This window comes from Paraburkholderia heleia NBRC 101817, assembly GCF_000739775.1.
Lineage (GTDB): Bacteria > Pseudomonadota > Gammaproteobacteria > Burkholderiales > Burkholderiaceae > Paraburkholderia > Paraburkholderia heleia.
Genome location: NZ_BBJH01000018.1, coordinates 81657 through 102576, shown reverse-complemented (window position 1 = coordinate 102576; position 20920 = coordinate 81657). Strand labels below are relative to the sequence as shown.

Annotated in this window: 20 protein-coding genes; 4 read left to right on the top strand and 16 right to left on the bottom strand. The window is 67.0% G+C overall.

Annotation, left to right across the window (positions count from 1 at the left end):
- Positions 1–145: 145 nt before the first annotated feature.
- Positions 146–484, bottom strand: coding sequence for a P-II family nitrogen regulator (locus BHE01S_RS16030; protein ID WP_028201804.1), 339 nt, complete (start codon positions 482–484; stop codon positions 146–148).
- Positions 485–1012: 528 nt separating this feature from the next.
- On the opposite strand from BHE01S_RS16030, the gene BHE01S_RS16020 reads away from it, so the two are divergent.
- Positions 1013–1270 carry an accessory factor UbiK family protein gene (locus tag BHE01S_RS16020; protein WP_042265662.1) on the top strand — a complete coding sequence of 86 codons (258 nt, stop codon included), beginning with the start codon at positions 1013–1015 and terminating at the stop codon, positions 1268–1270.
- A gap of 212 nt (positions 1271–1482) precedes the next feature.
- The gene (locus BHE01S_RS16015; protein ID WP_042265661.1) at positions 1483–3120 is read left to right on the top strand and encodes a YifB family Mg chelatase-like AAA ATPase; all 1638 of its coding nucleotides are present in this window, start codon (positions 1483–1485) and stop codon (positions 3118–3120) included.
- A gap of 422 nt (positions 3121–3542) precedes the next feature.
- Here BHE01S_RS16015 and BHE01S_RS16010 read toward each other — a convergent pair whose 3' ends face one another.
- On the bottom strand, positions 3543–4136 hold the full coding sequence (locus tag BHE01S_RS16010) for a hypothetical protein (protein ID WP_052405961.1): 594 nt from the start codon (positions 4134–4136) through the stop codon (positions 3543–3545).
- Positions 4137–4333: 197 nt separating this feature from the next.
- On the opposite strand from BHE01S_RS16010, the gene BHE01S_RS16005 reads away from it, so the two are divergent.
- Complete coding sequence (locus BHE01S_RS16005; protein WP_373682562.1) at positions 4334–4819, top strand: TlpA family protein disulfide reductase; 486 nt, start codon at positions 4334–4336, stop codon at positions 4817–4819.
- Between the two features lie 79 nt (positions 4820–4898).
- On the opposite strand, the gene BHE01S_RS16000 is transcribed toward BHE01S_RS16005, so the two are convergent.
- The 6 genes from BHE01S_RS16000 to BHE01S_RS15975 form a co-directional block, all read right to left on the bottom strand.
- On the bottom strand, positions 4899–6272 hold the full coding sequence (locus tag BHE01S_RS16000; protein ID WP_407669522.1) for a sigma-54-dependent transcriptional regulator: 1374 nt from the start codon (positions 6270–6272) through the stop codon (positions 4899–4901).
- A gap of 43 nt (positions 6273–6315) precedes the next feature.
- Positions 6316–8250 carry a sensor histidine kinase gene (locus BHE01S_RS15995; protein ID WP_245639758.1) on the bottom strand — a complete coding sequence of 645 codons (1935 nt, stop codon included), beginning with the start codon at positions 8248–8250 and terminating at the stop codon, positions 6316–6318.
- A gap of 196 nt (positions 8251–8446) precedes the next feature.
- Complete coding sequence (locus BHE01S_RS15990) at positions 8447–9733, bottom strand: dicarboxylate/amino acid:cation symporter (RefSeq protein ID WP_042265680.1); 1287 nt, start codon at positions 9731–9733, stop codon at positions 8447–8449.
- Between the two features lie 488 nt (positions 9734–10221).
- The gene (gene lipA / locus BHE01S_RS15985) at positions 10222–11211 is read right to left on the bottom strand and encodes a lipoyl synthase (protein WP_042265657.1); all 990 of its coding nucleotides are present in this window, start codon (positions 11209–11211) and stop codon (positions 10222–10224) included.
- Positions 11212–11224: 13 nt separating this feature from the next.
- A complete protein-coding gene (lipB, locus tag BHE01S_RS15980; RefSeq protein ID WP_084068903.1) occupies positions 11225–12139 on the bottom strand; it encodes a lipoyl(octanoyl) transferase LipB in 915 nt (304 codons plus the stop codon).
- Positions 12140–12265: 126 nt separating this feature from the next.
- Positions 12266–12592, bottom strand: a complete 327-nt coding sequence (locus BHE01S_RS15975) for a DUF2917 domain-containing protein (RefSeq protein ID WP_042265656.1) — start codon at positions 12590–12592, stop codon at positions 12266–12268.
- Between the two features lie 101 nt (positions 12593–12693).
- Here BHE01S_RS15975 and BHE01S_RS15970 point away from each other — a divergent pair, with 101 nt between their 5' ends.
- Positions 12694–13671, top strand: coding sequence for a transcriptional regulator GcvA (locus tag BHE01S_RS15970; RefSeq protein WP_042265655.1), 978 nt, complete (start codon positions 12694–12696; stop codon positions 13669–13671).
- A 78-nt stretch (positions 13672–13749) separates the two neighbouring features.
- Here BHE01S_RS15970 and BHE01S_RS15965 read toward each other — a convergent pair whose 3' ends face one another.
- From BHE01S_RS15965 to BHE01S_RS15930, 8 genes are all read right to left on the bottom strand, one after another.
- A complete protein-coding gene (locus tag BHE01S_RS15965) occupies positions 13750–14052 on the bottom strand; it encodes a DUF493 family protein (protein ID WP_042265678.1) in 303 nt (100 codons plus the stop codon).
- A 2-nt stretch (positions 14053–14054) separates the two neighbouring features.
- Positions 14055–15020 (bottom strand): aminotransferase class IV, encoded by a 966-nt coding sequence (locus BHE01S_RS15960; protein WP_042265654.1) that lies wholly within the window; start codon positions 15018–15020, stop codon positions 14055–14057.
- Positions 15017–16234: a D-alanyl-D-alanine carboxypeptidase family protein gene (locus BHE01S_RS15955; protein ID WP_042265653.1), complete on the bottom strand. Its 1218-nt coding sequence runs from the start codon at positions 16232–16234 to the stop codon at positions 15017–15019. Before BHE01S_RS15955 ends, BHE01S_RS15960 begins: the two co-directional genes overlap by 4 nt.
- Positions 16235–16503: 269 nt before the next feature.
- Positions 16504–17136 carry an alpha/beta hydrolase gene (locus BHE01S_RS15950; RefSeq protein WP_042265652.1) on the bottom strand — a complete coding sequence of 211 codons (633 nt, stop codon included), beginning with the start codon at positions 17134–17136 and terminating at the stop codon, positions 16504–16506.
- Positions 17137–17182: 46 nt separating this feature from the next.
- Positions 17183–17509 carry a (2Fe-2S) ferredoxin domain-containing protein gene (locus tag BHE01S_RS15945; protein WP_042265651.1) on the bottom strand — a complete coding sequence of 109 codons (327 nt, stop codon included), beginning with the start codon at positions 17507–17509 and terminating at the stop codon, positions 17183–17185.
- Between the two features lie 162 nt (positions 17510–17671).
- Entirely contained in the window at positions 17672–19102 is a 1431-nt protein-coding gene (locus BHE01S_RS15940) for a VanZ family protein (protein ID WP_245639755.1), read from the bottom strand.
- 69 nt (positions 19103–19171) lie between these two features.
- Positions 19172–19822: an ABC-type transport auxiliary lipoprotein family protein gene (locus tag BHE01S_RS15935; RefSeq protein ID WP_042265676.1), complete on the bottom strand. Its 651-nt coding sequence runs from the start codon at positions 19820–19822 to the stop codon at positions 19172–19174.
- 97 nt (positions 19823–19919) lie between these two features.
- Positions 19920–20885 carry an MlaD family protein gene (locus BHE01S_RS15930; RefSeq protein WP_042265650.1) on the bottom strand — a complete coding sequence of 322 codons (966 nt, stop codon included), beginning with the start codon at positions 20883–20885 and terminating at the stop codon, positions 19920–19922.
- Between the last annotated feature and the right edge of the window lie 35 nt (positions 20886–20920).

Sequence of the window (20920 nt, the reverse complement as noted above, 5' to 3'; positions counted from 1 at the left end):
GGCGGGCGCGGATGCGTCGTCCGCCAGCGCGGCGCCGACGCCGCCGGCCAGCAGCGAGCCGGCCATCATCAGGGACATCAAAAGTTTGCGCATCTCGGTTTCCTCTTTCCTCTTGTCTCGGTCTCTTTAGGCCTTACTGCGGGCTTTACAGCGCGTCGGCGCCGGTCTCGCCGGTGCGGATGCGGATCACTTGTTCGATCGGGGTGACGAAAATCTTGCCGTCGCCGATCTTGCCCGTACGGGCCGCGCGTTCGACCGCCTCGATGGCCTGCTCGACGATGTCGTCGGCCACGGCGGCTTCGATCTTCACCTTCGGCAGGAAGTCGACGACATACTCCGCGCCGCGGTACAGCTCGGTGTGCCCCTTCTGGCGGCCGAAACCTTTCACCTCCGTCACCGTGATTCCCGAAACGCCGATCGCCGAAAGGGCTTCGCGCGCCTCATCGAGCTTGAACGGCTTGATGATTGCTGTAATGAGTTTCATGTAGTCCTCGCTGTGGTTTGCTTCATTCCTTTGTCTGCTTCTGCAACGGGCGCCCTGCGGACGGCGCGTGATGCCTCGCCGCTCCGCTGGCACACCGTGAGCCAACCGTCGTTTGGTGCGCGGGGCTGTATTAGCAACACCCGTGCCAATTTGCTTAGGCCTGTGCGCAAAGCCCGACTGATGGACTTCGATGCAAGCGCACCCAAAGCCGTGGACAATGCGGTCCGCGCCTTGAGGGGCGCGGCGCGCACGGCCCTGGCCGAACGGCCAGCGTGGCGCGCGCGCGGTGGCGTGGCAGGGGGAACGTTGCTACAGTGTTCTCAGGCGTCGCTGCCGCGCCGGGCGCCGCATAGCGGCCGGAAGTCGCCCGCCGCGCCACGGCGCGAAGCACACGGGCCCGCTGTGCGCACCACTTGCGCGCACACCTGGCCATGGCCCTGCGAGTTCGCACCAAGATCGATCACGGTCCGCCGCGGGGCACAGGCGAAACAAAACTTGCACATTTTTTGTGCAGAGAAGGGGAATCGAATGAAGCAACCCAACGACGTATTCAATGATCTGCAGTCACGCGTGAGCGATCTGCTCAAGAACTCGCCGGCGCGCGACGTCGAACGCAATGTTCGCGCAATGTTGTCGCAAGGCTTTTCGAAGCTGGACCTCGTCACGCGCGAGGAATTCGACGCGCAAACACAGGTGCTCGTGCGCACGCGCCAGCGCCTTGAGGAACTCGAGCGCCGCGTGGCCGAACTCGAACAGAAGCTGCCGGTGCCTGGCCAGTCCTCCTGATCCTTTCCTTGCGCACGCCTGTGCGCAATTGAGCGCAGCCCCCTCCTGCCGCACCGCCGCAAGCGATCCGTAGCGTGATCGCAATGGAACCGTAAAGGGGCATACGCCTCACCAGCCTGGCGCATGCACGGCGCGCGCAACACCTACGAAGCCCGGTCCGAAGCTTCGTACACCGCGCGCCGCTCCCGCATGCGAGCCTTCCGGAGAATCCCATGTCGCTTGCCGTGGTGCGCAGCCGCGCGCCGGCTGCTGGCCGCGCGCCCGAAGTTACCGTAGAAGTCCATCTCGCCAACGGGCTGCCGTCGTTCTCCATCGTCGGACTGCCCGATCTCGAAGTGCGCGAAAGCCGCGAGCGCGTGCGCGCCGCGCTTTCGAACTGCGGCTTCGATTTCCCGGTGAGACGCATTACCGTCAACCTCGCGCCGGCCGATTTGCCCAAGGAATCCGGCCGCTTCGATCTGCCGATCGCGCTCGGCATTCTCGCGGCAAGCGGGCAGCTACCGGCGGCGGCGCTCGTGCACCGGGAGTTCGCGGGCGAGCTTTCGCTGACCGGCGCCGTGCGGCCCATGCGCGGCGCGTTCGCCATGGCATGCGGCACGGCACGCGCGCATAGGGATCGTGCAGCGCGTGTCGGCGAAGCGGCAGCATTCAGCCGCGAGGCCCGAGGCGAAAGCGGCATCCTTCGGATTCCTGATGCCGAAACCGGCGAAGTCGCGCGCTGCGGCGTGCCCGAGCTTTATCTGCCCGCGCAAAACGCCGCCGAAGCGGCGCTCGTGCCAGATGTCGCGGTGTATGGCGTGGCCGACCTGCGCGCCCTTTGCGCCCACCTTGCGGGCGTCGAGCCCGAAGCGCGCCTCGCCCCCGTACGCGCGGGCGCGCTCGACGCCGCACCGGCCGCCGCGCCCCCCGACATGGCCGACGTAGTCGGCCAGCGCGGCGCGCGCCGGGCGCTCGAGGTCGCGGCGGCCGGCGGGCACCATTTGTTGATGGTGGGGCCGCCGGGCGCCGGCAAGTCGATGCTCGCCGCGCGCCTGCCGGGGCTCCTGCCCCCGATGACCGACGACGAAGCGCTAGCCTCCGCCGCCCTGCTCTCCGCCAGCGCGGCCGGCTTCACGCCCCAGCAGTGGCGTACGCGGCCGTTTCGCGCGCCGCATCATTCATCGAGTGCCGCTGCGCTGATCGGCGGGCGCAATCCGCCCCAGCCAGGCGAGATCACGCTCGCGCACTTAGGGGTGCTTTTTCTTGATGAATTGCCCGAGTTCAACCGCCACGTGCTCGAGACCCTGCGCGAGCCCCTCGAAGTGGGCACGATCACGATTTCGCGCGCCGCGTGGCAAACCGACTTTCCAGCCGCGTGCCAGCTCGTCGCCGCGATGAATCCCTGTCCTTGCGGCTGGCGCGGCGACCCCGCAGGCCGCTGCCGCTGCACGCCCGAAAGCGCCGCGCGCTATTTGCGCAAGCTCTCGGGACCGCTCCTCGACCGCATCGACATCCAGATCGAGATCCCGGCGCTGCCACCCGCCGAACTGGCCGCTCGCGCAAGCGCGAACGCCGAACCGAGCGCCGCGATCGCCGCTCGCGTGCAGGCGGCGCGCGAGCGGCAACTGGCGCGCCAGGGCAAATCCAATCGCGAATTGACCGGCCGCGAGACCAACGCAGTCTGCCAGCCGGATGCCGCCGGGGAAGCGCTGCTGCGCGAAGCGGGCGAGCGCTTCGGCTGGTCGGCGCGGGCGCACTACCGGGTGCTCAAGGTCGCGCGCACGATCGCCGATCTCGCCGGTGCCGCGCTGCCCGAAGCCGCGCACGTGGCGGAGGCCGTGCAATACCGCCGCGTGTTTGCCGAACGATAGCCGCGCACGGCGCCAGTTTCGCGGGACAACGCCGCGGCTTTGCGCCGCCGGGGAAGGTAAATAGCGCCAATAAATCGAAGTCAAGACTTGACTTATGCACATTTCATCCTGTTGACCCCGATTCTGAGCATGGTTCGCATTACGCCTCGGCCATTTTTGTAACCCGTTGATTTTTATAACTTTCTGGATTTACAGAAAAGCGGCCAAAACTAACAGAAAGCCCACAGGACGGCGCTTTCCGGTCAACGGAGCGCTGTTTTCCACAAAGTTACCCACAGGCCTTGTGGGTAACCAGTAAACCCTCAATCAAATCCAGTAATTAGCGTGTTTACCTGCAGCGCAACCTTCACTTCGCTGTGCAAATATCCGTCGCGGTGCACGCGACACGTCGCGGCGCGCGGCGTGCTGCGGAGTCCGTAAACTCAGTACAGCTTGAAAGATCCGAAGAACTGATCGATTTGCTCGGCAGGGGGCTCGGTGCGCCCGACGATCGCCACCTGGTACGCGCGCGCGCCTTTTGCGACGAGCCGTGCATGGATCGTACGCGTCTCGCCGTTTGCGCCCGCCTTGCCGGCCATGCGCATCTCCACGCCCTCGACCGAGCCGCCCGCCGCAAGCGGCACCGCCACCGCGTGCGCCTCGGCAGGCGCGCCCACATTGCGCGCGAGGCCTGCGCGCAGGAAGTCGAGCGCCTTTTGCTGCGTGGCGGGCTGCGCGTCGGGCAGATTGAGCGTGCCGACCACGAACACGTCGCCGGCGACTTCGGCCGTCTGCACGCGCATGCGCATCGGCGTGCCGTTCACGTCGATGCTGCGCTCGTCCTTGTCCGGCTTGGCCGGGAGATCGACCGAGTAGCCGCTCGCATCGTTCGAAATCGTGCGCCAGTCGTATGTGGGCGAGCAGGCGACCAGCGCAGCCGCGGCGAGTACGCCGAGCGCCGCCACGCGCGCAGGGTCGAAAATGCGCATCGGCAGGTTCAACGGGAATCGGGCGCGGCGAAGGATGTCGAGGGCCATGGGGCGCGGTTCGTCACAGAAGTGAAAGGTGCGCGACATTATCCGCCGGCGCATACCCGGATGTTGTCTCGCAACCGCTATGCCGGGAAATTCGGCGCTACAATAGTTTCGCTCAACACCCGCGTCCTTCGGCGCACGAGGCAAGGCTCATGACCGCTGCATCCCCGAATTCCTCGAACAAGCGTTCCGGCGCGCTGATGCGCATCGGCGCAGCGGTGGTCGTCGTCGCGATCGCCGTGGCCGGCTACTTCGCGTTTTTCGGCAGCCAGCAGCGCGTGCCCGACGCCACCTTCACGCTCCTGTCCGGCCAGAAAGTCTCCACGAACGACCTCAAGGGCAAGGTCTACCTCGTCAACTTCTGGGCGACGAGCTGCACCACCTGCATGGCGGAAATGCCGAAGATGGTCCAGACCTATAACCGCTTCAAGGGCGAAGGTCTCGAGTTCGTCGCGGTGGCGATGAACTACGACGCGCCGATGTACGTGGCCAACTACGCGCAAACGCGCCAGTTGCCGTTCAAGGTGGCGATGGACGACGGCTCGGCGGCAAAGCAGTTCGGCAACGTCCAGCTCACGCCGACCACGTTCGTGATCGGCCGCGACGGCAAGATCCTCAAGCGCTATGTGGGCGAGCCGCAGTTCGCCGAACTCGACCAGTTGCTGCAGAAGGCGCTCTCGACCTGATACGCGAATCGCGCACCCAATAAAAAAGCAGCGGATAACCCGCTGCTTTTTTTACGCCTCGACACCTCCTTGCGCCGCTTTACGCCTCGCCGCGCGCCACCAGCCCATAGCGGCGGATCTTCTCGTACAGCGTGGCCTTGGCCATCTGCAACCGCTCGGCGGCCTGGGCGACCGCGCCGCTGCTCTGCTGCAGCGCGTCGGCGATCAGCGCGCGTTCGTACTGCTCCACACGCTCCTTGAGCGGCAACGCATCGTCTTCGCCCGCCGCCGCGCCAGCCGACAGATCGTCGGGAATCCCGAGGACCCGGCGGTCTGCCGCATTGCGCAGCTCGCGCACGTTGCCCGGCCAGTCGCGCTGCGCGAGCCGCATGCGGTCGCGCTCGGTGAGCAGCGGCGCGGGACGCTGGTAGCGCACCGCCGCATCGAGCAGAAAATGCTCGAACAAAGGCACGATGTCCTCGCGGCGCTCGGCGAGCGGCGGCAGCGCGATCGTCACGACGTTCAGCCGGTACAGCAGGTCGCGCCGGAAGGTCCCCGCCGCGACATGCCCGCTCATGTCGCCCTTGGCTGCCGCCACCACGCGCAAGTCGGCGCGCACTGGCTGGTTCGAGCCGAGACGCTCCAGCACGCCGTCCTGCAGCACACGCAGCAGCTTGACCTGCAGCGAGAGCGGCATGCTCTCGATCTCGTCGAGAAAGAGCGTGCCGCCGCTCGCGTGCTCGAGCTTGCCGATCCGGCGCTTGGCCGCGCCCGTGAACGCGCCCGCCTCGTAGCCGAACATCTCCGACTCGAACATCGGTTCGGGCAGCGCGCCGCAGTTCACGGCGACGAACGGTTTGTCATGGCGCGGCGAAAGCTCGTGCAGGCTGCGCGCGATCAGTTCCTTGCCCGCACCGGTGTCGCCGTTGATGAGCACCGAGGCGTCCGTCGGCGCGACGTTCGCGATGAGCTTGCGCACCTCTTCGATCGCCGGACTCCTGCCGATGATGCGCGGCGCGAGCGCGTTGTGCCCCGCCAGTTCACGGCGCAGCGCGAGGTTTTCGAGCACGAGCAGGCGCCGCTCCAGCGCGCGCCGCACCGTTTCGATGAGGCGCTCGGAGGCGAACGGCTTTTCGATGAAGTCGTACGCGCCGTCGCGCATGGCCTGTACGGCCATCGAGATATCGCCATGGCCCGTCACGAGGATGATGGGCACCCCGGGCGCGCGCTCGTGGCATTGTGCGAGCAGATCGAGACCGCTCATGCCGGGCAAGCGGATATCGCTCACCACGACGCCGGCGAAGTCGGCATCGATGAGCGGCAGCGCGCCTTCCGCGTTGGCGAAACCGGCGGCGTCGAAGCCCGCCAGTTGCAGGCTTTGCACGCCCGCGCGGCGCACGAGTTCGTCGTCCTCTACGTAGAGCACCCGGCCGGGCGCGGTGTCGACCATGCGTTCACCCTGTTCGTTCGTCATCCTGATTCAAAAGCGGGCATCACCGCTCAGTCACAACCCAGCGTCACAACCCGGCGGCACGCGCCGCGCTCGCGGCATCCGCACGCGAGCGGCGCAGCGTCAGCACGAAGCGCGCGCCGCCCTGCGGCAGGTTGCTCGCCGTGAGCGAGCCGCCGCTGTCGCGTGCGATCGACGAGGAAATCGCGAGTCCGAGGCCAAGCCCCTGCCCCATTTCCTTCGTCGTGAAAAACGGCTCGAACAGGCGCGGCAGCACATCGTCGGGAATGCCCGGCCCATTGTCGCTCACCGCGATGGCGAGCGTCGCGGCGCTCGCCTGAACGTCGATCGCGATGCGCGGGGACGGCAGGCCCGCCACGGCGTCGAGCGCATTGCCGAGCACGTTGATGAGCACCTGTTCGAGACGCAGGTCGTCGCTCAGCGCGCTCAGGTCCGGGTACTCGGCGTTCACATCGAGCGGCGCGGGTGGCGCGCCGTCTTCCGTCAATGTGAGATCCACGCGCACGCCGTCGAGCCGGTTGCCCAGCAGCGCGAGCGAGTTGCGCAGCGCGCGGGCAACCGGCGCGCGCGCGCTCCTCGGCCGCGCACGCCCGACAAACAGCTTGAGCTGATTGACGATCTTGCCCATGCGCTCGGTGAGCGAGCCGATCGCCTCCAGGTTTTCGGTGGCCGCCGCATACTGGCCGCGCGCCAGAAACACGCGCGTGTTGTCAGAGAAGCTGCGCAGCGCCGCGAGCGGCTGGTTCAGCTCGTGCGTGATGCCCGCCGCCATCTGGCCGAGTGCGGCGAGCTTGCTCGCCTGGATCAGCTCGTCCTGGGTCGCGCGCAGTTCCGCCTCGGTGCGCGTGCGCTCCGCCACCTCGCGCTGCAGGCGCTCGTTCGCCTGCGAGAGATCGGCGGTGCGCTCGGCCACGCGCTCGTTGAGCATCGCGTAGGCCTTTTGCAGCATCGCGCGGCTACGCATCACTTCCCTCACGCGTGCGCGGCGCATGCGCCAGTAGAAACCGAACAGGCACAGCGAAACGTAGCCGAAGCCCGTCATGATGGTCGCGTTGCGCGAAGCCTCGAGCACGGGGTCGATCGACGACATGGTGACGAGATGCCAGTCGGGCTCGCCGAGCGAGCGGCGCGTTTCCAGGTAGCGCGGCGCGCGTATGCCCGCACCCATGCGCACGATGTCCGCGTCGCCCGGCAACACGCGTTCGACGCGCGCCGGCAGCGGCGCGATCGGCTCGCTCGCGTACTGGCGCGTGGCGTCGATCGAGGCCACCACGGAAGGCGGCAGCGGACGCACCGTGCGGTACTTCCACGCGGGCACCGAGGAGAGAAAGATCACACCGTTGTCGTCGGTGACGAGGAGCGGCTCCGAGGCATCGGTGCCCGGAAACCATTCGAGATTGAGCTTCACCACGGCCACGCCGACGATCTTGCCGTCGCGCCGCACGGGCTGCGACACGTAGTAGCCCGGATCGTGCGAGATCGTGCCGATGCCGAAGAAGCGGCCCACGCCGCCATTCATCGCATCGATGAAATACGGCCGGAAGCGGTAATCCACGCCCACGAAGCTATCGGGGTCGCGCCAGTTGCTGGCCGCGATGCTCATGCCGTCGGCGCGGATGATGTAGGTCGTCGTCGCGCGCGCGTGGCGGTTCACGTCTTCGAGATAGCGGTTGGCGGCGGCCACCCACTCGGGTCTCGGATCGACCAGCACGTCCTGCACGAGCGGATGCTCGCCGACGATATAGGGCAGCGAGTCGTAGCGCTCCAGCGTGCTCTTGAGCGAAGCCGCGGTGCGGTCGCCGCGCACGGCGGCGTTGCGGCGCAGCGCGTCGATGCCGGCCTGCCACGAGAGCGCCCACGTCAGCGCGCAGACCGCAACGAGGCCGGCTGCGAGCGCGAAGAGGATGATGAGGCGGCGCGTCACGTGAGCGGCTTCCAGACGGTCGAGGGGGATGAGGGAGATTGTGGCACACGGCCGCACCGGGGCGCGCGGGTCGGGCGGCGCGCAACGGGTGCACTCAGGCAACGTGTGCCTCGTCAGACGGGAAAAACAAAAACGGGCGGCGCTCACGCAGGGGAAACGCTCGCGCCACCCAGCGGCCATGGCCGCGAAACATCGAAAGAACCAACATCGGCGGGCGGCGCGCCTTGCGGCTTGCGCGCCCGCCCAGCGCGGCTTACGCGCCTGCGCTTTCCTTCATTTCTTCGACCTCGCCGGAGAGCATGGCACGCAGCTTGTTGCGGTCGAGCTCCTTCTCCCATGCCGAGACCACGACCGTCGCCACGCCGTTGCCGACGATGTTGGTGAGCGCGCGGCACTCGCTCATGAAGCGGTCGATGCCGAGAATCAGCACCATGCCCGAGAGCGGAATGGTCGGCACCACGGCGAGCGTGGCCGCCAGCGTGATAAAGCCCGCGCCGGTCACGCCGCTCGCGCCCTTCGAGGTGAGCATCGTCACCGCGAGCAGCGTGAGCTGCTGCGTCCACGTGAGGTCGGTGTTGGTCGCCTGGGCAATGAAGAGCACCGCCATCGTCATATAGATGTTCGTGCCGTCGAGGTTGAACGAGTATCCGGTCGGCACGACGAGGCCCACGACCGAGCGCGAGCAGCCAAGGCGCTCGAGCTTCTGCATCAGTTGCGGCAGCGCAGATTCCGACGAGCTGGTGCCGAGCACGATCAGCAGTTCTTCCTTGATGTAGGAAACGAAGCGGATGATCGAAAAACCCGTGAAGCGCGCGATCGCGCCGAGCACGACGAGCACGAACACGATCGAGGTGAGGTAGAACGTGCCGATGAGCTTGAGCATCGGGATCAGCGAGCCCACGCCGTACTTGCCGATGGTGAACGCCATCGCGCCGAACGCGCCGATCGGTGCGAGCTTCGTGACGATCTTCACGACGCCGAACAGCACGCCCGAAATGCTGTCGATGAACTCGGTCACCACGCGGCCGCGCTCGCCCAGTTGCGTGAGCACGGCGCCGAACAGCAGTGCGATCAGCAGGATCTGCAGGATTTCGCCCTGCGCGAATGCCGAGGTGATCGTGTCCGGAATGATGTGCATCAGGAAGTCGACGCTGCTCTGGCCATGCGCCTTTTCGGCGAAGCTGGCCACGGCCTTGGCGTCGAGCGAATGAACGTCGACGTTGAAGCCCGCACCCGGCTTCAGCACGTGCGTGGCGATGAGGCCGAGCACGAGCGCGAAGGTCGAGACGATCTCGAAGTAGAGCAGCGCCTTGCCGCCCACGCGGCCCACCTTCTTCATGTCCTCCATGCCGGCGATGCCGGTCACGACGGTACAGAAGATGATCGGCCCGATCACCATCTTGATGAGCTTGATGAAGGCGTCGCCGAACGGCTTCATGTCGATGCCGATCGCAGGCCAGTAATGACCGAGGATCACGCCGATGACGATCGCCACGATCACCTGGACGTAGAGGACTTTGTGGAGAGGTTTCTTCACGATGGTTCCTGCAAATGAATTAAGCCAATGGCCGAACGAAGCGAGTTCGGGCCGCGACAGGTCGAAACTGGGGATCAGCGAAACCGGAAGGTGGGATCGGACATCGGCTGTCTCCTGTATGCAAAGCTGCATTTTTTTTGTCGCGGCCGTGCTGGCCGCGCGCTCTTTAGTGCAAGGAGAATGCCAGCCAGCGCAATCGCTCACGGCATTGATTTATAAGGATTTTTATCCAGCGAGCAACGGTGTGAATCTGGTTTTCCAGAATCGCGCCCTATGCGCGTTCGGATTTCCAGAAAGGCGGGGGGCGGCCTTGGCCGCGTCCCTTCCAGGACACGAGACGCTTCTCGAGCGCGCGCATGCGTCGCTTTTCGCGTTGAGGGAGAGGGTCCTGGAATCGATGCGTGCATCGCGCTGTTCGAGCGCGGCACAAACAAAAAACCCGCTTTTCAGCGGGCTTTTTCGATTGCGTGCCGGCAAGCGGCGGCGGTTGCTTAAACCACGCCTGCCCCATGCGCCTGCAGATCGGCGTGATAGCTCGAACGCACCATCGCGCCAACGGCCGCGTGCGTGAAGCCCATCCTGTACGCCTCTTCCTCGTACATCCTGAACGTGTCGGGATGCACGTAGGCGCGGACCGGCAAGTGGTGCTCCGAAGGCTGCAGGTACTGGCCGATCGTCAGCATGTCGACGTCGTGCGCGCGCAGGTCGCGCATCACCTGAAGAATTTCCTCTTCGGTTTCGCCAAGACCCACCATCAGCCCCGACTTCGTCGCGACTTCGGGATGCAGCGCCTTGAAATCCTTCAGCAGCTTGAGCGAGTGCGCGTAGTCCGAACCCGGGCGCGCTTCCTTGTAGAGGCGCGGCACCGTTTCGAGGTTGTGGTTCATCACATCCGGCGGCGCGGCGTTGAGGATCTGCAGCGCGCGATCGAGACGGCCGCGGAAGTCCGGCGTGAGAATCTCGATGCGCGTTTCGGGCGATTGCTCGCGAACCTGGCGGATGCACTCCACGAAGTGGCCGGCGCCGCCGTCGCGCAGGTCGTCGCGGTCCACGCTCGTGATCACGACGTACTTGAGCTTGAGCGCGCCGATGGTGCGCGCGAGGTTGGCCGGTTCGTCCGGGTCGAGCGGATCGGGGCGGCCGTGGCCCACGTCGCAGAACGGGCAGCGGCGCGTGCACTTGTCGCCCATGATCATGAACGTCGCGGTGCCCTTGCCGAAGCATTCGCCGATGTTCGGGCAGCTCGCTTCTTCGCACACCGTGTGCAGGTTGTGCTCGCGCAGGATGTTCTTGATTTCGTAGAAGCGCGAGTTGCCCGTGGCCGCCTTCACGCGGATCCACTCGGGCTTCTTGAGCTTCTCGACGGGAATGACCTTGATCGGAATGCGCGAGGTCTTGGCCTGCGCCTTCTGTTTTGCGGTGGCGTCGTAGGGAACGGCGTCGGCGTTGGCGCCAGCGGGGTTCGCAGTGATGTCAGTCATGCTTTCGATCCAGTCAGGCCGCCGGTGCAACGCCAGCCTGCGGTTGCGGCGGTTGCCCGCCTGAGACGGCCGCTTCGGCCGGGTCCATCGCGGCCGCGCAAGCGGCCGCTTCCTTTTCAGCCGCGCCGGCGGCAGGGTGGATCCCGGCCGCTTCGGCTGAAGGGTCTGCGGCGGCCGCTTCGGCCACCGCGAGACGGGTTGCTGCGTGCGCCGCAAGATTCGCCTCGAGCCGCGCCGCCAGCGTGGCGGCGACATCGCGCCAGCTCGCCTCGACACCCAGCGTGGCCATATCCACGGTTTCGAGACCGGCGTATCCACACGGATTGATGGCGAGAAATGGGCTCAGATCCATCGACACGTTCAGGCTCACGCCGTGATAGCTGCGGCCATTGCGGATCTTCAGCCCGAGGGCGGCGACCTTCGCGCCCGTATGCGCGGCGCTCGCGCCGCCGGCGTCCTGCGGCACGTAAATGCCGGGCGCGCCGGCCTTGCGCTCGCCCGCGAGATTATACGCCGCCAATGTTTCGATCACGGCGTCCTCGATGAGCGTGACGAGTTCGCGCACCATCAGCTTCCTGCGCCGCAAGTCGAGCAGCAGGTAGGCCACCACCTGGCCCGGCCCGTGATACGTGATCTGGCCGCCGCGGTCGATCTGCACGAGCGGGATGCCGCTGTTCGCCACGAGCAGATGCTCGGGCTTGCCGGCCTGGCCAAGCGTGAAAACGGGCGGATGCTCGACGAGCCAGATTTCGTCCGATGTATGGGCGTCACGGGCGGCCGTGAACTCGCGCATGGCGTCGAAGCTCTTCTGGTAAGCCTCGTTGCCGCGCCAGCGCACGACGATGGGTGAACTTGCCACTTGAGATCCAACCGCGGCTGCGTCGGGGTCGGAAGAAATTTGCGAGGGTGAAACCGGGGTGGCGCACATGATTTCGGGAGTTTACCGAATTCGGGACGAGCGCGCCGGGCATACGGCGGATAACGGCGGCGGCGGGAGGCAACCGGCGGTGGGAGGCCACCTGTTGCCGCCGTCTTTGAATCACTGGCCGTCAGGTCAAACCGTGCGCCAACCGTCGCCGATGTGAACGCCCGCGCGTTGTGCGGCGCGTGCGGCGAGATCGACCACGCGCTCGGTGAGGCGTGCCGGCGCCGCGAACCCCACCCACGCGGGCGCGCCGCCTTCCGCGCCGATCCACAGGCGCTCGCCGCGCCGCAGCCGCAGCGTGTGGCCGGGCTCGAGCCAGTAGTCGGCGGTGTCGTCGCTGCGCGTGACCCAGACGGTGCCGCACTTCACGGTCAGCCGCGTGCTGCGCGTGACGCGCACCGAGGCCGTTTGATCGGCCGCCACTTCAAACGTGATATCCGAAGAAATTTCTCTCATTTCCGACTCCGAATGACCTGCTCCGATGGCTACAATCGTAGACACCATAAGGGATCGAGCAAAACGATCAATTTTCACGGCTATGTGAGAAAAAATACGATATGGATCTGCGCCAGCTACCTGCGCTGAATGCGCTCAAGGCCTTCGAAGCCGCCGCCCGCCACGAAAGCTTCTCGCGCGCCGCCGACGAACTCTTCGTCACGCACGGCGCCGTGAGCCACCAGATCCGCGCGCTCGAAGCGGAGCTGGGCGTGGCGCTCTTCGCCCGCGACGGCAAACGCGTGCGCGTGACCGACACCGGCCGCCGCTACGCCGGCCAGGTGCGCGACGCGCTCAACCAGCTCGCGCACGCCACCCAGGAGATCCGCGCGGGAGACCGCGACCGGCGGCTCGTCGTGTCGATGCTGTCCTCGTTCGCGGCGCGCTGGGTCACGCCGCGAATCGGGCGTTTCATCGAGGCGCATCCGCAGTGGGACGTCGAGCTGCAATCGACAAATTCGCTCACCGACTTCGCGCGCGACGACGTCGATGTCGCCATCCGCTTCGGCTACGGGCACTATCCGGGGCTGCACGCCGAGCTGCTGCTCGACGAGATCTTCTTTCCCGCCTGCTCGCCCGATTTCAACGGCGGCAAGCTGCCCAACGACCCGCGCGAACTCGCGAAGCTGCCGCTCCTGCGCTCGGACGACGAACTCTGGCGGCCGTGGTTCGACGCGGCAGGCCTCCAGGACATGCCGGAACCCAAGCGCGGCGTGCTCTACCAGGATTCGTCGAACCTGCTTCAGGCGGCCATGGACGGCCAGGGCATCGCGCTCGTGCGCCGCTCGCTCGCCACGCACGAGATCACGCTCGGGCGTCTCGTGCGCCTTTTCAAGGACATCGACGGCCCGAGCCCCTGGCGCTACTACTTCATCTGCGCGCCGCAACGCATGCAGACCGAGCGCGTGCGGGCGTTCCGCGACTGGGTGTTCGACGAGGTCGCACGCTTTCGGCGGCTCTACGAGGACGCTTGCGAAGCCGGTCCGCTGATGACGGCCGCCGCCGCGGCGCAACGTGCGCGCATGGGCGATGTGCCCTGACGAACCCCTGGCGCCAAATGCAAAAAGGGCCGCACTTTTGCGGCCCTTGCCCGTTTCGTTCGAACGCCTTCTGCCCGCTTACAGCACGATCTTCACCATCGGATGCCCGGTGAGGGCGCGATAGATGTCGTCGAGATGCGCCTGGCTCGTGGCGCGCACCGTCACGGTGAGGCCCGTGTAGTTGCCGCCGCTCGACGGACGCGTCTCGATCGTCGTGGCGTCGAAGCCGCCGTCGAATTCGCGCAGCACCGTCACGATGGTGTCCTGGAATTCCGGATGCGTCTTGCCCATCACCTTGATGGGGAAGTCGCAGGGGAATTCGATCAGCGATTCTTTCGCTTCAGGGTTACCTGGCTGCTGCGTCACATTCATTTGTGTCATGTTCATTTCTCCACTTCCTGTAGCTCGGCGGCCGCTGCGCGCAATGCCTGCGCCTCGCGGTGCTTCGCGCGTTGATACGCCGCGTAAAGCGCCGCGTAGACCGGGCCCGGCTTGCCGCCGCCTACCGGCTTGCCGTCGAGCGCGACGACCGCCAGCACTTCCTTCGTTGCCGAGGTCACGAGAATCTCGTCCGCCTCGCGCAGTTCGGCTTCGGCGATCTCGCGCGCTTCGAAGCGCACGCCGCATTCGTCGGCCAGCGCCTCGATCAGGCCGTAGCGAATGCCTTCGAGGATGCGGTTGCTGCGCGGCGGCGCACAGAGCACCCCGCCCTTCACGACCCACACGTTCGACGAAGACGCTTCGGTGAGCCAGCCGTCGCGCAGCTGGATCGTTTCGAACGCGTCGTTTTCCGCCGCGTGCTGCGCCATCAGCACGTTGCCGAGCAGCGAGGTCGACTTGATGTCGCAATTCAGCCAGCGCTTGTCTTCGGCGCTCACACAGCGCACGCCGTGCTCGCGCTGGGCAACGCCCGGCAGCTTGAGCGGGTTGACCATCGCGAACACGGTGGGCGTAGCCGCTGCCGGGAATGCGTGGCCGCGCGGCGCCACACCGCGCGTCACCTGCACGTAGAAGGTGGCGTGCGCATCGCGCGCGAGCGCGAGCGCGGCTTCGTTCGCCTCGACCAGACGCGTGACCAGCGCGCGCCAGCCCGCTTCGTCGAACGGATTCGCAATGCCGACCTTCTCGAGCGAGCGCGTCAGACGCGCGAGATGCTGCGCGATGCGAAACGGCACGCGCACCGTGCCTTCACCATCAGCGAGCGCATAAACGGGCACGACTTCGTAAATGCCGTCGCCGAAGATGAAGCCGCGATCGAGCACGGGAATGCGCGCTTCGGAAAGCGGCGTGATCCCGCCGTTGAGCCAGACGAGCGGCTCGGCCGCCTGCGTCGCCGAAGCGGGCGTCATGACTTCTTCTTGTTGACCATGAGCATGAGCGAATCCCACACGCGGCCGACGACACCGGCCTGCGGCACGGCTTCGAGCGCGACGAGCGGCACCTGCGCGAGCACCTTGCCGTCTGCGCCCACGAACTTCGCCGAGCCGACCTGCTGGCCGACGGCGAGCGGCGCGATCAGCGGGCTCGTGAGTTCGACCTGCGGCCTGGCCTTGTCGGCGGCGCCCTTGGGCAGCGTGACGAACTGATCCTTCTGCACGCCGACCTTCACGGCGTCGAGCGTGCCCTTGTAGACGCGCGGCGTCGCCACAGCCTGGTTCGCCTGATAGATGCGCGTGGTGTCGTACGCGCTATAGCCGTAGTTCAGCATCTTCAGGCTGTCCTGCACGCGGTCGTGTTCCTTCTGCTCGCCCATCATCACCGAGACGAGACGGCGGTTGCCGCCACCCGCGAGCGGACGCCTGGCCGACGCGATCAGGCAGTAGCCCGCGGCTTGCGTGTGGCCGGTCTTCAGGCCGTCGACCGTCGGGTCGATCCACAGCAGGCGGTTGCGGTTCGGCTGCTTGATGTTGTTGTACTTGAATTCCTTGACCGAGAAGATTTCGTAGTACTCGGGATAGTCGCGAATCAGGCGCGCGGAGAGCGTGGCAAGGTCGCCCGCCGTCGTGTAGTGATTCGGGTCGGGCATGCCGTTGACGTCGGCGAAGTGCGTGTGCGTCATGCCGAGCTTCTGCGCTTCGGCATTCATCATGTTGACGAAGTTCGCTTCGCTGCCGCCCACGAGTTCGGCCAGCGCGATGGCCGCGTCGTTGCCCGACTGCACGATCATGCCGTACACGAGGTCATGCACCGAGACCGGCTTGTTCGCTTCGATGAACATGCGCGACTCGTCGTTCTTCACGCGGCGCACGGCTTCGCTCGGCTCGATGACCTGATCCATCGAGATCTTCTTGCTCTGCAGCGCCTCGAACACGAGGTACGCCGTCATGAGCTTCGTGAGCGATGCGGGCTCGACGCGCTCATCGGCATTGCCGGAGGCGAGCACCTGGTTCGCGGTGGCGTCCATGAGCACCCACGAGCGTGCATTCACGCCAGGAGGCGGCACCTGCGCGAACGCGCTCGCGCTCGCGAGAAGCGAGGCGGGCAAGAGCGCTGCGAGCGTGACATTGCGAACGATGGAGGAAGGAACGAAAGAAGACGGTTGGCCGGAGGAGAGAAAACGCATAGGTTCAGGTCGGGCTGAATTGGGACGGGATGAACGTAGCGCGCCATGCGGCGCACGGTCGGTGAAAGCCGGAATGCCGGTGCCGTGCCCACGCCGATCGCGGCGCAGCAAGCACAAAATTGGCGAACATTATACGCGTCAGGTCGCGGCGAATTTTCGCTATGTCACACGTTTGCGCGTACCTGTCGTGCATTTTTCATGCATTTCGCCCGGCATACGCGAGGTGACGAACGGCTTGCATCAGGCCCCGAAACAGCGGGCCCGGCCCATCAGCGCCACGCTTCGACGATGATGCGCTTCAGGATATGCAGCTTGCGGTGCAGGAAATGTTCTGCCCCCGGAATCACGACGATCGGCAATTCCTGCGGACGCGCCCATTCAAACACCGACAGAATCGGCACGGTGTCGTCGAGTTCGCCGTGGATCACGAGCGTGTCGGCGCGCACGGGCGCGACTTCCCAGCGGCTTGCAGCCGTGCCGACGAACACCATGCGCTCGATCGCGCCGCCCGCTTCGAGATGGCGCTTCGCGACGTGCGAGAGCACGAAGGTGCCGAACGAAAAGCCCGCGAGCACGAGCGGCACGTCGGCCTGGCCCGGTTGCGCGCGCATGTGAGCGATGAGTGCGAGCAGATCGTCCTGTTCGCCAATGCCGTTGTCGTGCGTTCCCGCCGTTTCGCCCACGCCGCGAAAGTTCGAGCGCCAGGTCGTGTAGCCGAGCTGCACGAGCGTGCGCGCGAGCGTCTGCGCAACCTTGTTGTCCATCGTGCCGCCAAAGAGCGGATGCGGATGCGCGACGAGCGCAATGCCGCGCGGCGTCGTGCCGGCGTCGGGCACGTCGAGCGCGCATTCGATCTTGCCGACGGGACCGTCGATCTGGAATTTTTGTGTCTGGGCGTTCATCGTGCGGCAGTCCTTACGGGTACTGTTTGGCGGTGCGTTGGGGCAATCAGCGATCGATCTTCAGGCGCTCGACCACCTGGCCGTTCTGCAGATGCGAGACGACGATTTCGTCGATGTCGCTCTCGTCGATATACGTGTACCACGTGCCTTCCGGATACACGACGACGGTCGGGCCCTCCTCGCAGCGGTCGAGACAGCCCGCCTTGTTGATGCGCACCTGCCCCGGGCCGGCGAGACCCAGCTGCTTCACGCGCTTCTTCGCGTACTCCTGCATGGCCTGCGCGTTGCAATTCGCGCAGCTCGGGCGGTCCGCGCCGGGCTCGCGCTGGTTCAGGCAGAAAAAGACGTGGTACTTGTAGAACGAATCGGTCATGGCGTGGGGCACCGGTGAGTGTCGTGCAGTGAGCGCAGGCTTGCTGAAAGCGTGTAGCCCGCCGTGGGGCATGGCATTGCGCGGCGCGCGAGCGTGGCTGCGCGGCGATCCGGTCGATTATAACGAGCGCGGCGTGAACGCTCAGGCGAGCGCCGCTCGCCCTCACCGGTCGCGGCGAGCGCGCTTCGCGGCCCGGCGAGCGCGCCGCACGAGCCACGCGCGTTCGAGCGAGAACGCCGTCCACGCGAGCGCGGCCCAGGGCCACGTCCATGCGAGCCAGCGCGCGAGGCCGTTGAAGTGCAGGTAGCGGCCCTGCCGCCAGTCCGCGAGCACGACGTCGAAGTAGGGGTTCACGGGCAACACGTTCACGAACGCAAGGGCCACGGCGAGCGCGAGCGCCGCGGCGGCTGCACGCACGGCGCGCGGCAGGCGCAAGGCGAGAAACGCGAGAAGCGTGCCCCACACGAGGCCCGCAAGCGCCCCCGGCGTCGCCCAGTCGAAGATCAGCCCGCTTTGCGACTGCAGAAAGGTCGCGCCCACCTTGACGACGAGCGTCACGACGATGAGCGCGATGACGAGCCGCGCGCGCGGCGCGCGCGGGCGCATGGGCAGCGTCGCGAACGCCGCCGCGCCGAACAGGTTCAGCGTCGTGACGATGGCTTCCCAGCTGCTGTCGGGCAGCCGCGCGGCGAGCATGTCGGGCAGCGAGCGCAGATGCCAGGCGGCGGGCGTCCAGGCGAGCACGGCATCCTGCATGGAGCCGTCGAGGCGCTGCCAGAGCACACGCGCCCACTCGCCGAGGCCGAACAGGCGCGGCGTGGGGTACATCGTCGCGAACGGCCACAGCCCCGCGAGCACCATCAGCACCGCCGCGTCGCGCTCGAACCAGCGAAAGCGCAGGCGGCGCAGGAAGCCGCGCTCGAGCAGCGCGCCGGTGGCGGGCGCCGCCACGAGCGCGCCGAGCAGCACGCCGAGCGCATTCGAGGCGAGATCGAGATTGGACGCGACGCGCGTGGGCAGCCAGGTCTGGACGGCCTCCATGACGCCCGAGAGCAGCGTGCCCGCAACGGCGGCGAGCAGCACCGCGATCCAGCCGCGCCAGCGCGGCCACGCGGCGAGCACGGCGAGCGCGCCGAACGGCATGTAGCCGAGCACGTTGGTGACGATGTCGAATACCGTCCAGTAGCGCGGCCACGGATCGCCGAGATAGGCGAAGGGACTGAGGCCGAGCGAGCGCCAGCCGGAGAACGGATACCACGAGCCGTAGACGATCAGCGCCGTGTAAAGCGCGAGCGACTGGCGCGAGAGCGTCGAGGCCTGGCCTGCCAGCGGCTCGCGGGCGGCGGCAGGCGATGGCGATGGCGATGGCGATGGCGATGGCGATGGCGCGGATGATGCGGGCGCGGACGCGGGCGTGTCGCCGCTGGCGATCGCACCACGTTCGTCGCCACCGCCCTGGCCGCTGCCTTGACCACCGCCCTGGCCGCTGCCTCGGCCACCGCCCTGGCCACCGCTTTGGCCACCCTCGTCGCCGTCCATCCCGCGCCGCCCGCCGTGCGGGGCGCGCAGCCGGAGCCGTCCCGCTTCGATCATGCCGCTATCCCGCCCTTGCCCCCAATGTCGCGCCGCGCATTGAAATCGCGCGACGCGTGTTCATGTCCCTCAAGGCGTGCCCGCGAACGACTGCGTGCTCAGCCACGCGCCCAGTTGCCTGGCGAAATCGTCGCTGGCCGCCTGCAGCGCACGCACGCCGCCCGCGGCGTCCGGCGTGGGCGCCGGCGCGCGCGTGGCGAACGAGCGCTGCGCCAGCACCCTGCCGCCCTGCATGAGCGTTGCGCGCGCAGCCAGCACGCCCGCGCTTTGCGTCGGGCTCTCGAACACCTGCTCGAACTCGTACAGCTCGACCTTGAGCATCGGCGCCTGCACGGCGTCACCGCCCGCGAGCACCGTCGCGTGCGCACCGAGCGAGGTGCGAAGGCGTTCGGTGAGCAGCCGCGCGGGCGACATCGTCCAGCGGCTGTTCGCGTAGCGCGCCGTGCGCTGCGAATCGAAATTCATCCGGTAGAGGATGCCGTCGTTATCGAGCGGCGGCGGCGCGCTCACGGCCAGCACCTTCAGGAGCGGCCTGGCAGCCGGCGCGCCAGGCGCCGCGGGAGCGGCCTGCGCTTGCTGCGACGACTGCAGCCCGAGGTCGTAGCGAGCCTCGTTGATCGAAGCCGAACCGCCCGCGCAGGCGGCGAGGAGCGCACCGAGCGCGAGCGCCGCCAGCAAGGCCGAGCCGGCGGTTGCGGCGCGTTGCATCGATCGTGGCAGGCGTGATGTGCGTGACATTGCGTTTCCTTCTTTGGCGCGCGGCGCATGCACCGCGCGAAAGTGCGTCGAATGGTGTCGCGTAAGGCGGTGTCGCGGCCTACTTCGCGCCCGCAGCAGCCGGCCATGCAAAGCCCGCCTCGCCGGGCCCGGGCGCCGGCTGCGGCGCGCCGCCGAACAACACGCTGCGCGGGCTCGTGCTGAACGTGCCCGCCGCGCGGTCCACGGCGCGCATGGCCGAGCGCACGTCGTCGGTGAGCGAGTCGACGCGCGGCAGCGTGTCGTAGCCCACGCGCGCCGACAGGTCCTGGATCGAGGCGTCGATCGAGGTGAGCGCCGCGCCCGCCTGGGCCGCCGCGGTGCCGGCCTTGTTGAGGTTGGTCTGGAACGGGCCGTCCGGGCGGTTCATGCTCGTAATGAGCGTGTTGGTCGACTGCAGCGTGTGCTGCAGCTCCGTCACCGCGCCCGGCAACTGCCTCGTGGCGGGCTGGAGCTGCCCGGCGAGCACGTTCACGCTGCTCGCGGCCTGCTGCAGGCTGTTCACGGCCTGCATCACCTGCTTGCGGTTGTCCTCGGAGAGCATTTCGTCGATATCGCCGGCAATGTTGTCGAGCTTGCGCAGAAGCGCGTCGCCGCGGCGCTGGAGCTGGTCGAGCAAGCCCGGGCGCAGCGGCAGTTCGGCCACGTGCGCCGGCGAGGAATGCAGCGGCGAGAGGTCGATGCCGTTGTCGTCGAGCTGCACGAATGCGATGCCCGTCACGCCCTGCAGCGCGAGCGAGCCGAAGGTGGAGCGCGTCATCGGCGCCTTCTGGTCGACAAGGATGCGAATGCGGATCTGGCCCGGATGCCCGGTATCGAACTTGATCGACTGCACCTTGCCCACGTCGATACCGCGAAAACGCACCGCCGCGTCCGGATAGAGGCCCGTCACGCTCGAGCGCGAAATGAGGTCGTACGGCACGCGCACGGCCCGATCGGCGCTGAAGAAGATGACGACAAGCGCGATCACAATCAAAAGCCCTATCGTGAACATGCCCGCCCAGAACGCGTGCGGTTTGTTTTCCATCGTCAGATTCCTTCGTTGGCGGCCGCCAGACGCTG

Coding starts and splice junctions, on each gene's coding strand:
- BHE01S_RS16030 (WP_028201804.1), bottom strand. CDS start 484: ATGAAACTCATTACAGCAATCATCAAGCCGTTCAAGCTCGATGAGGCG.
- BHE01S_RS16020 (WP_042265662.1), top strand. CDS start 1,013: ATGAAGCAACCCAACGACGTATTCAATGATCTGCAGTCACGCGTGAGC.
- BHE01S_RS16015 (WP_042265661.1), top strand. CDS start 1,483: ATGTCGCTTGCCGTGGTGCGCAGCCGCGCGCCGGCTGCTGGCCGCGCG.
- BHE01S_RS16010 (WP_052405961.1), bottom strand. CDS start 4,136: ATGGCCCTCGACATCCTTCGCCGCGCCCGATTCCCGTTGAACCTGCCG.
- BHE01S_RS16005 (WP_373682562.1), top strand. CDS start 4,334: ATGCGCATCGGCGCAGCGGTGGTCGTCGTCGCGATCGCCGTGGCCGGC.
- BHE01S_RS16000 (WP_407669522.1), bottom strand. CDS start 6,272: ATGACGAACGAACAGGGTGAACGCATGGTCGACACCGCGCCCGGCCGG.
- lipA (WP_042265657.1), bottom strand. CDS start 11,211: ATGACTGACATCACTGCGAACCCCGCTGGCGCCAACGCCGACGCCGTT.
- lipB (WP_084068903.1), bottom strand. CDS start 12,139: ATGTGCGCCACCCCGGTTTCACCCTCGCAAATTTCTTCCGACCCCGAC.
- BHE01S_RS15975 (WP_042265656.1), bottom strand. CDS start 12,592: ATGAGAGAAATTTCTTCGGATATCACGTTTGAAGTGGCGGCCGATCAA.
- BHE01S_RS15970 (WP_042265655.1), top strand. CDS start 12,694: ATGGATCTGCGCCAGCTACCTGCGCTGAATGCGCTCAAGGCCTTCGAA.
- BHE01S_RS15965 (WP_042265678.1), bottom strand. CDS start 14,052: ATGACACAAATGAATGTGACGCAGCAGCCAGGTAACCCTGAAGCGAAA.
- BHE01S_RS15960 (WP_042265654.1), bottom strand. CDS start 15,020: ATGACGCCCGCTTCGGCGACGCAGGCGGCCGAGCCGCTCGTCTGGCTC.
- BHE01S_RS15955 (WP_042265653.1), bottom strand. CDS start 16,234: ATGCGTTTTCTCTCCTCCGGCCAACCGTCTTCTTTCGTTCCTTCCTCC.
- BHE01S_RS15950 (WP_042265652.1), bottom strand. CDS start 17,136: ATGAACGCCCAGACACAAAAATTCCAGATCGACGGTCCCGTCGGCAAG.
- BHE01S_RS15945 (WP_042265651.1), bottom strand. CDS start 17,509: ATGACCGATTCGTTCTACAAGTACCACGTCTTTTTCTGCCTGAACCAG.
- BHE01S_RS15940 (WP_245639755.1), bottom strand. CDS start 19,102: ATGATCGAAGCGGGACGGCTCCGGCTGCGCGCCCCGCACGGCGGGCGG.
- BHE01S_RS15930 (WP_042265650.1), bottom strand. CDS start 20,885: ATGGAAAACAAACCGCACGCGTTCTGGGCGGGCATGTTCACGATAGGG.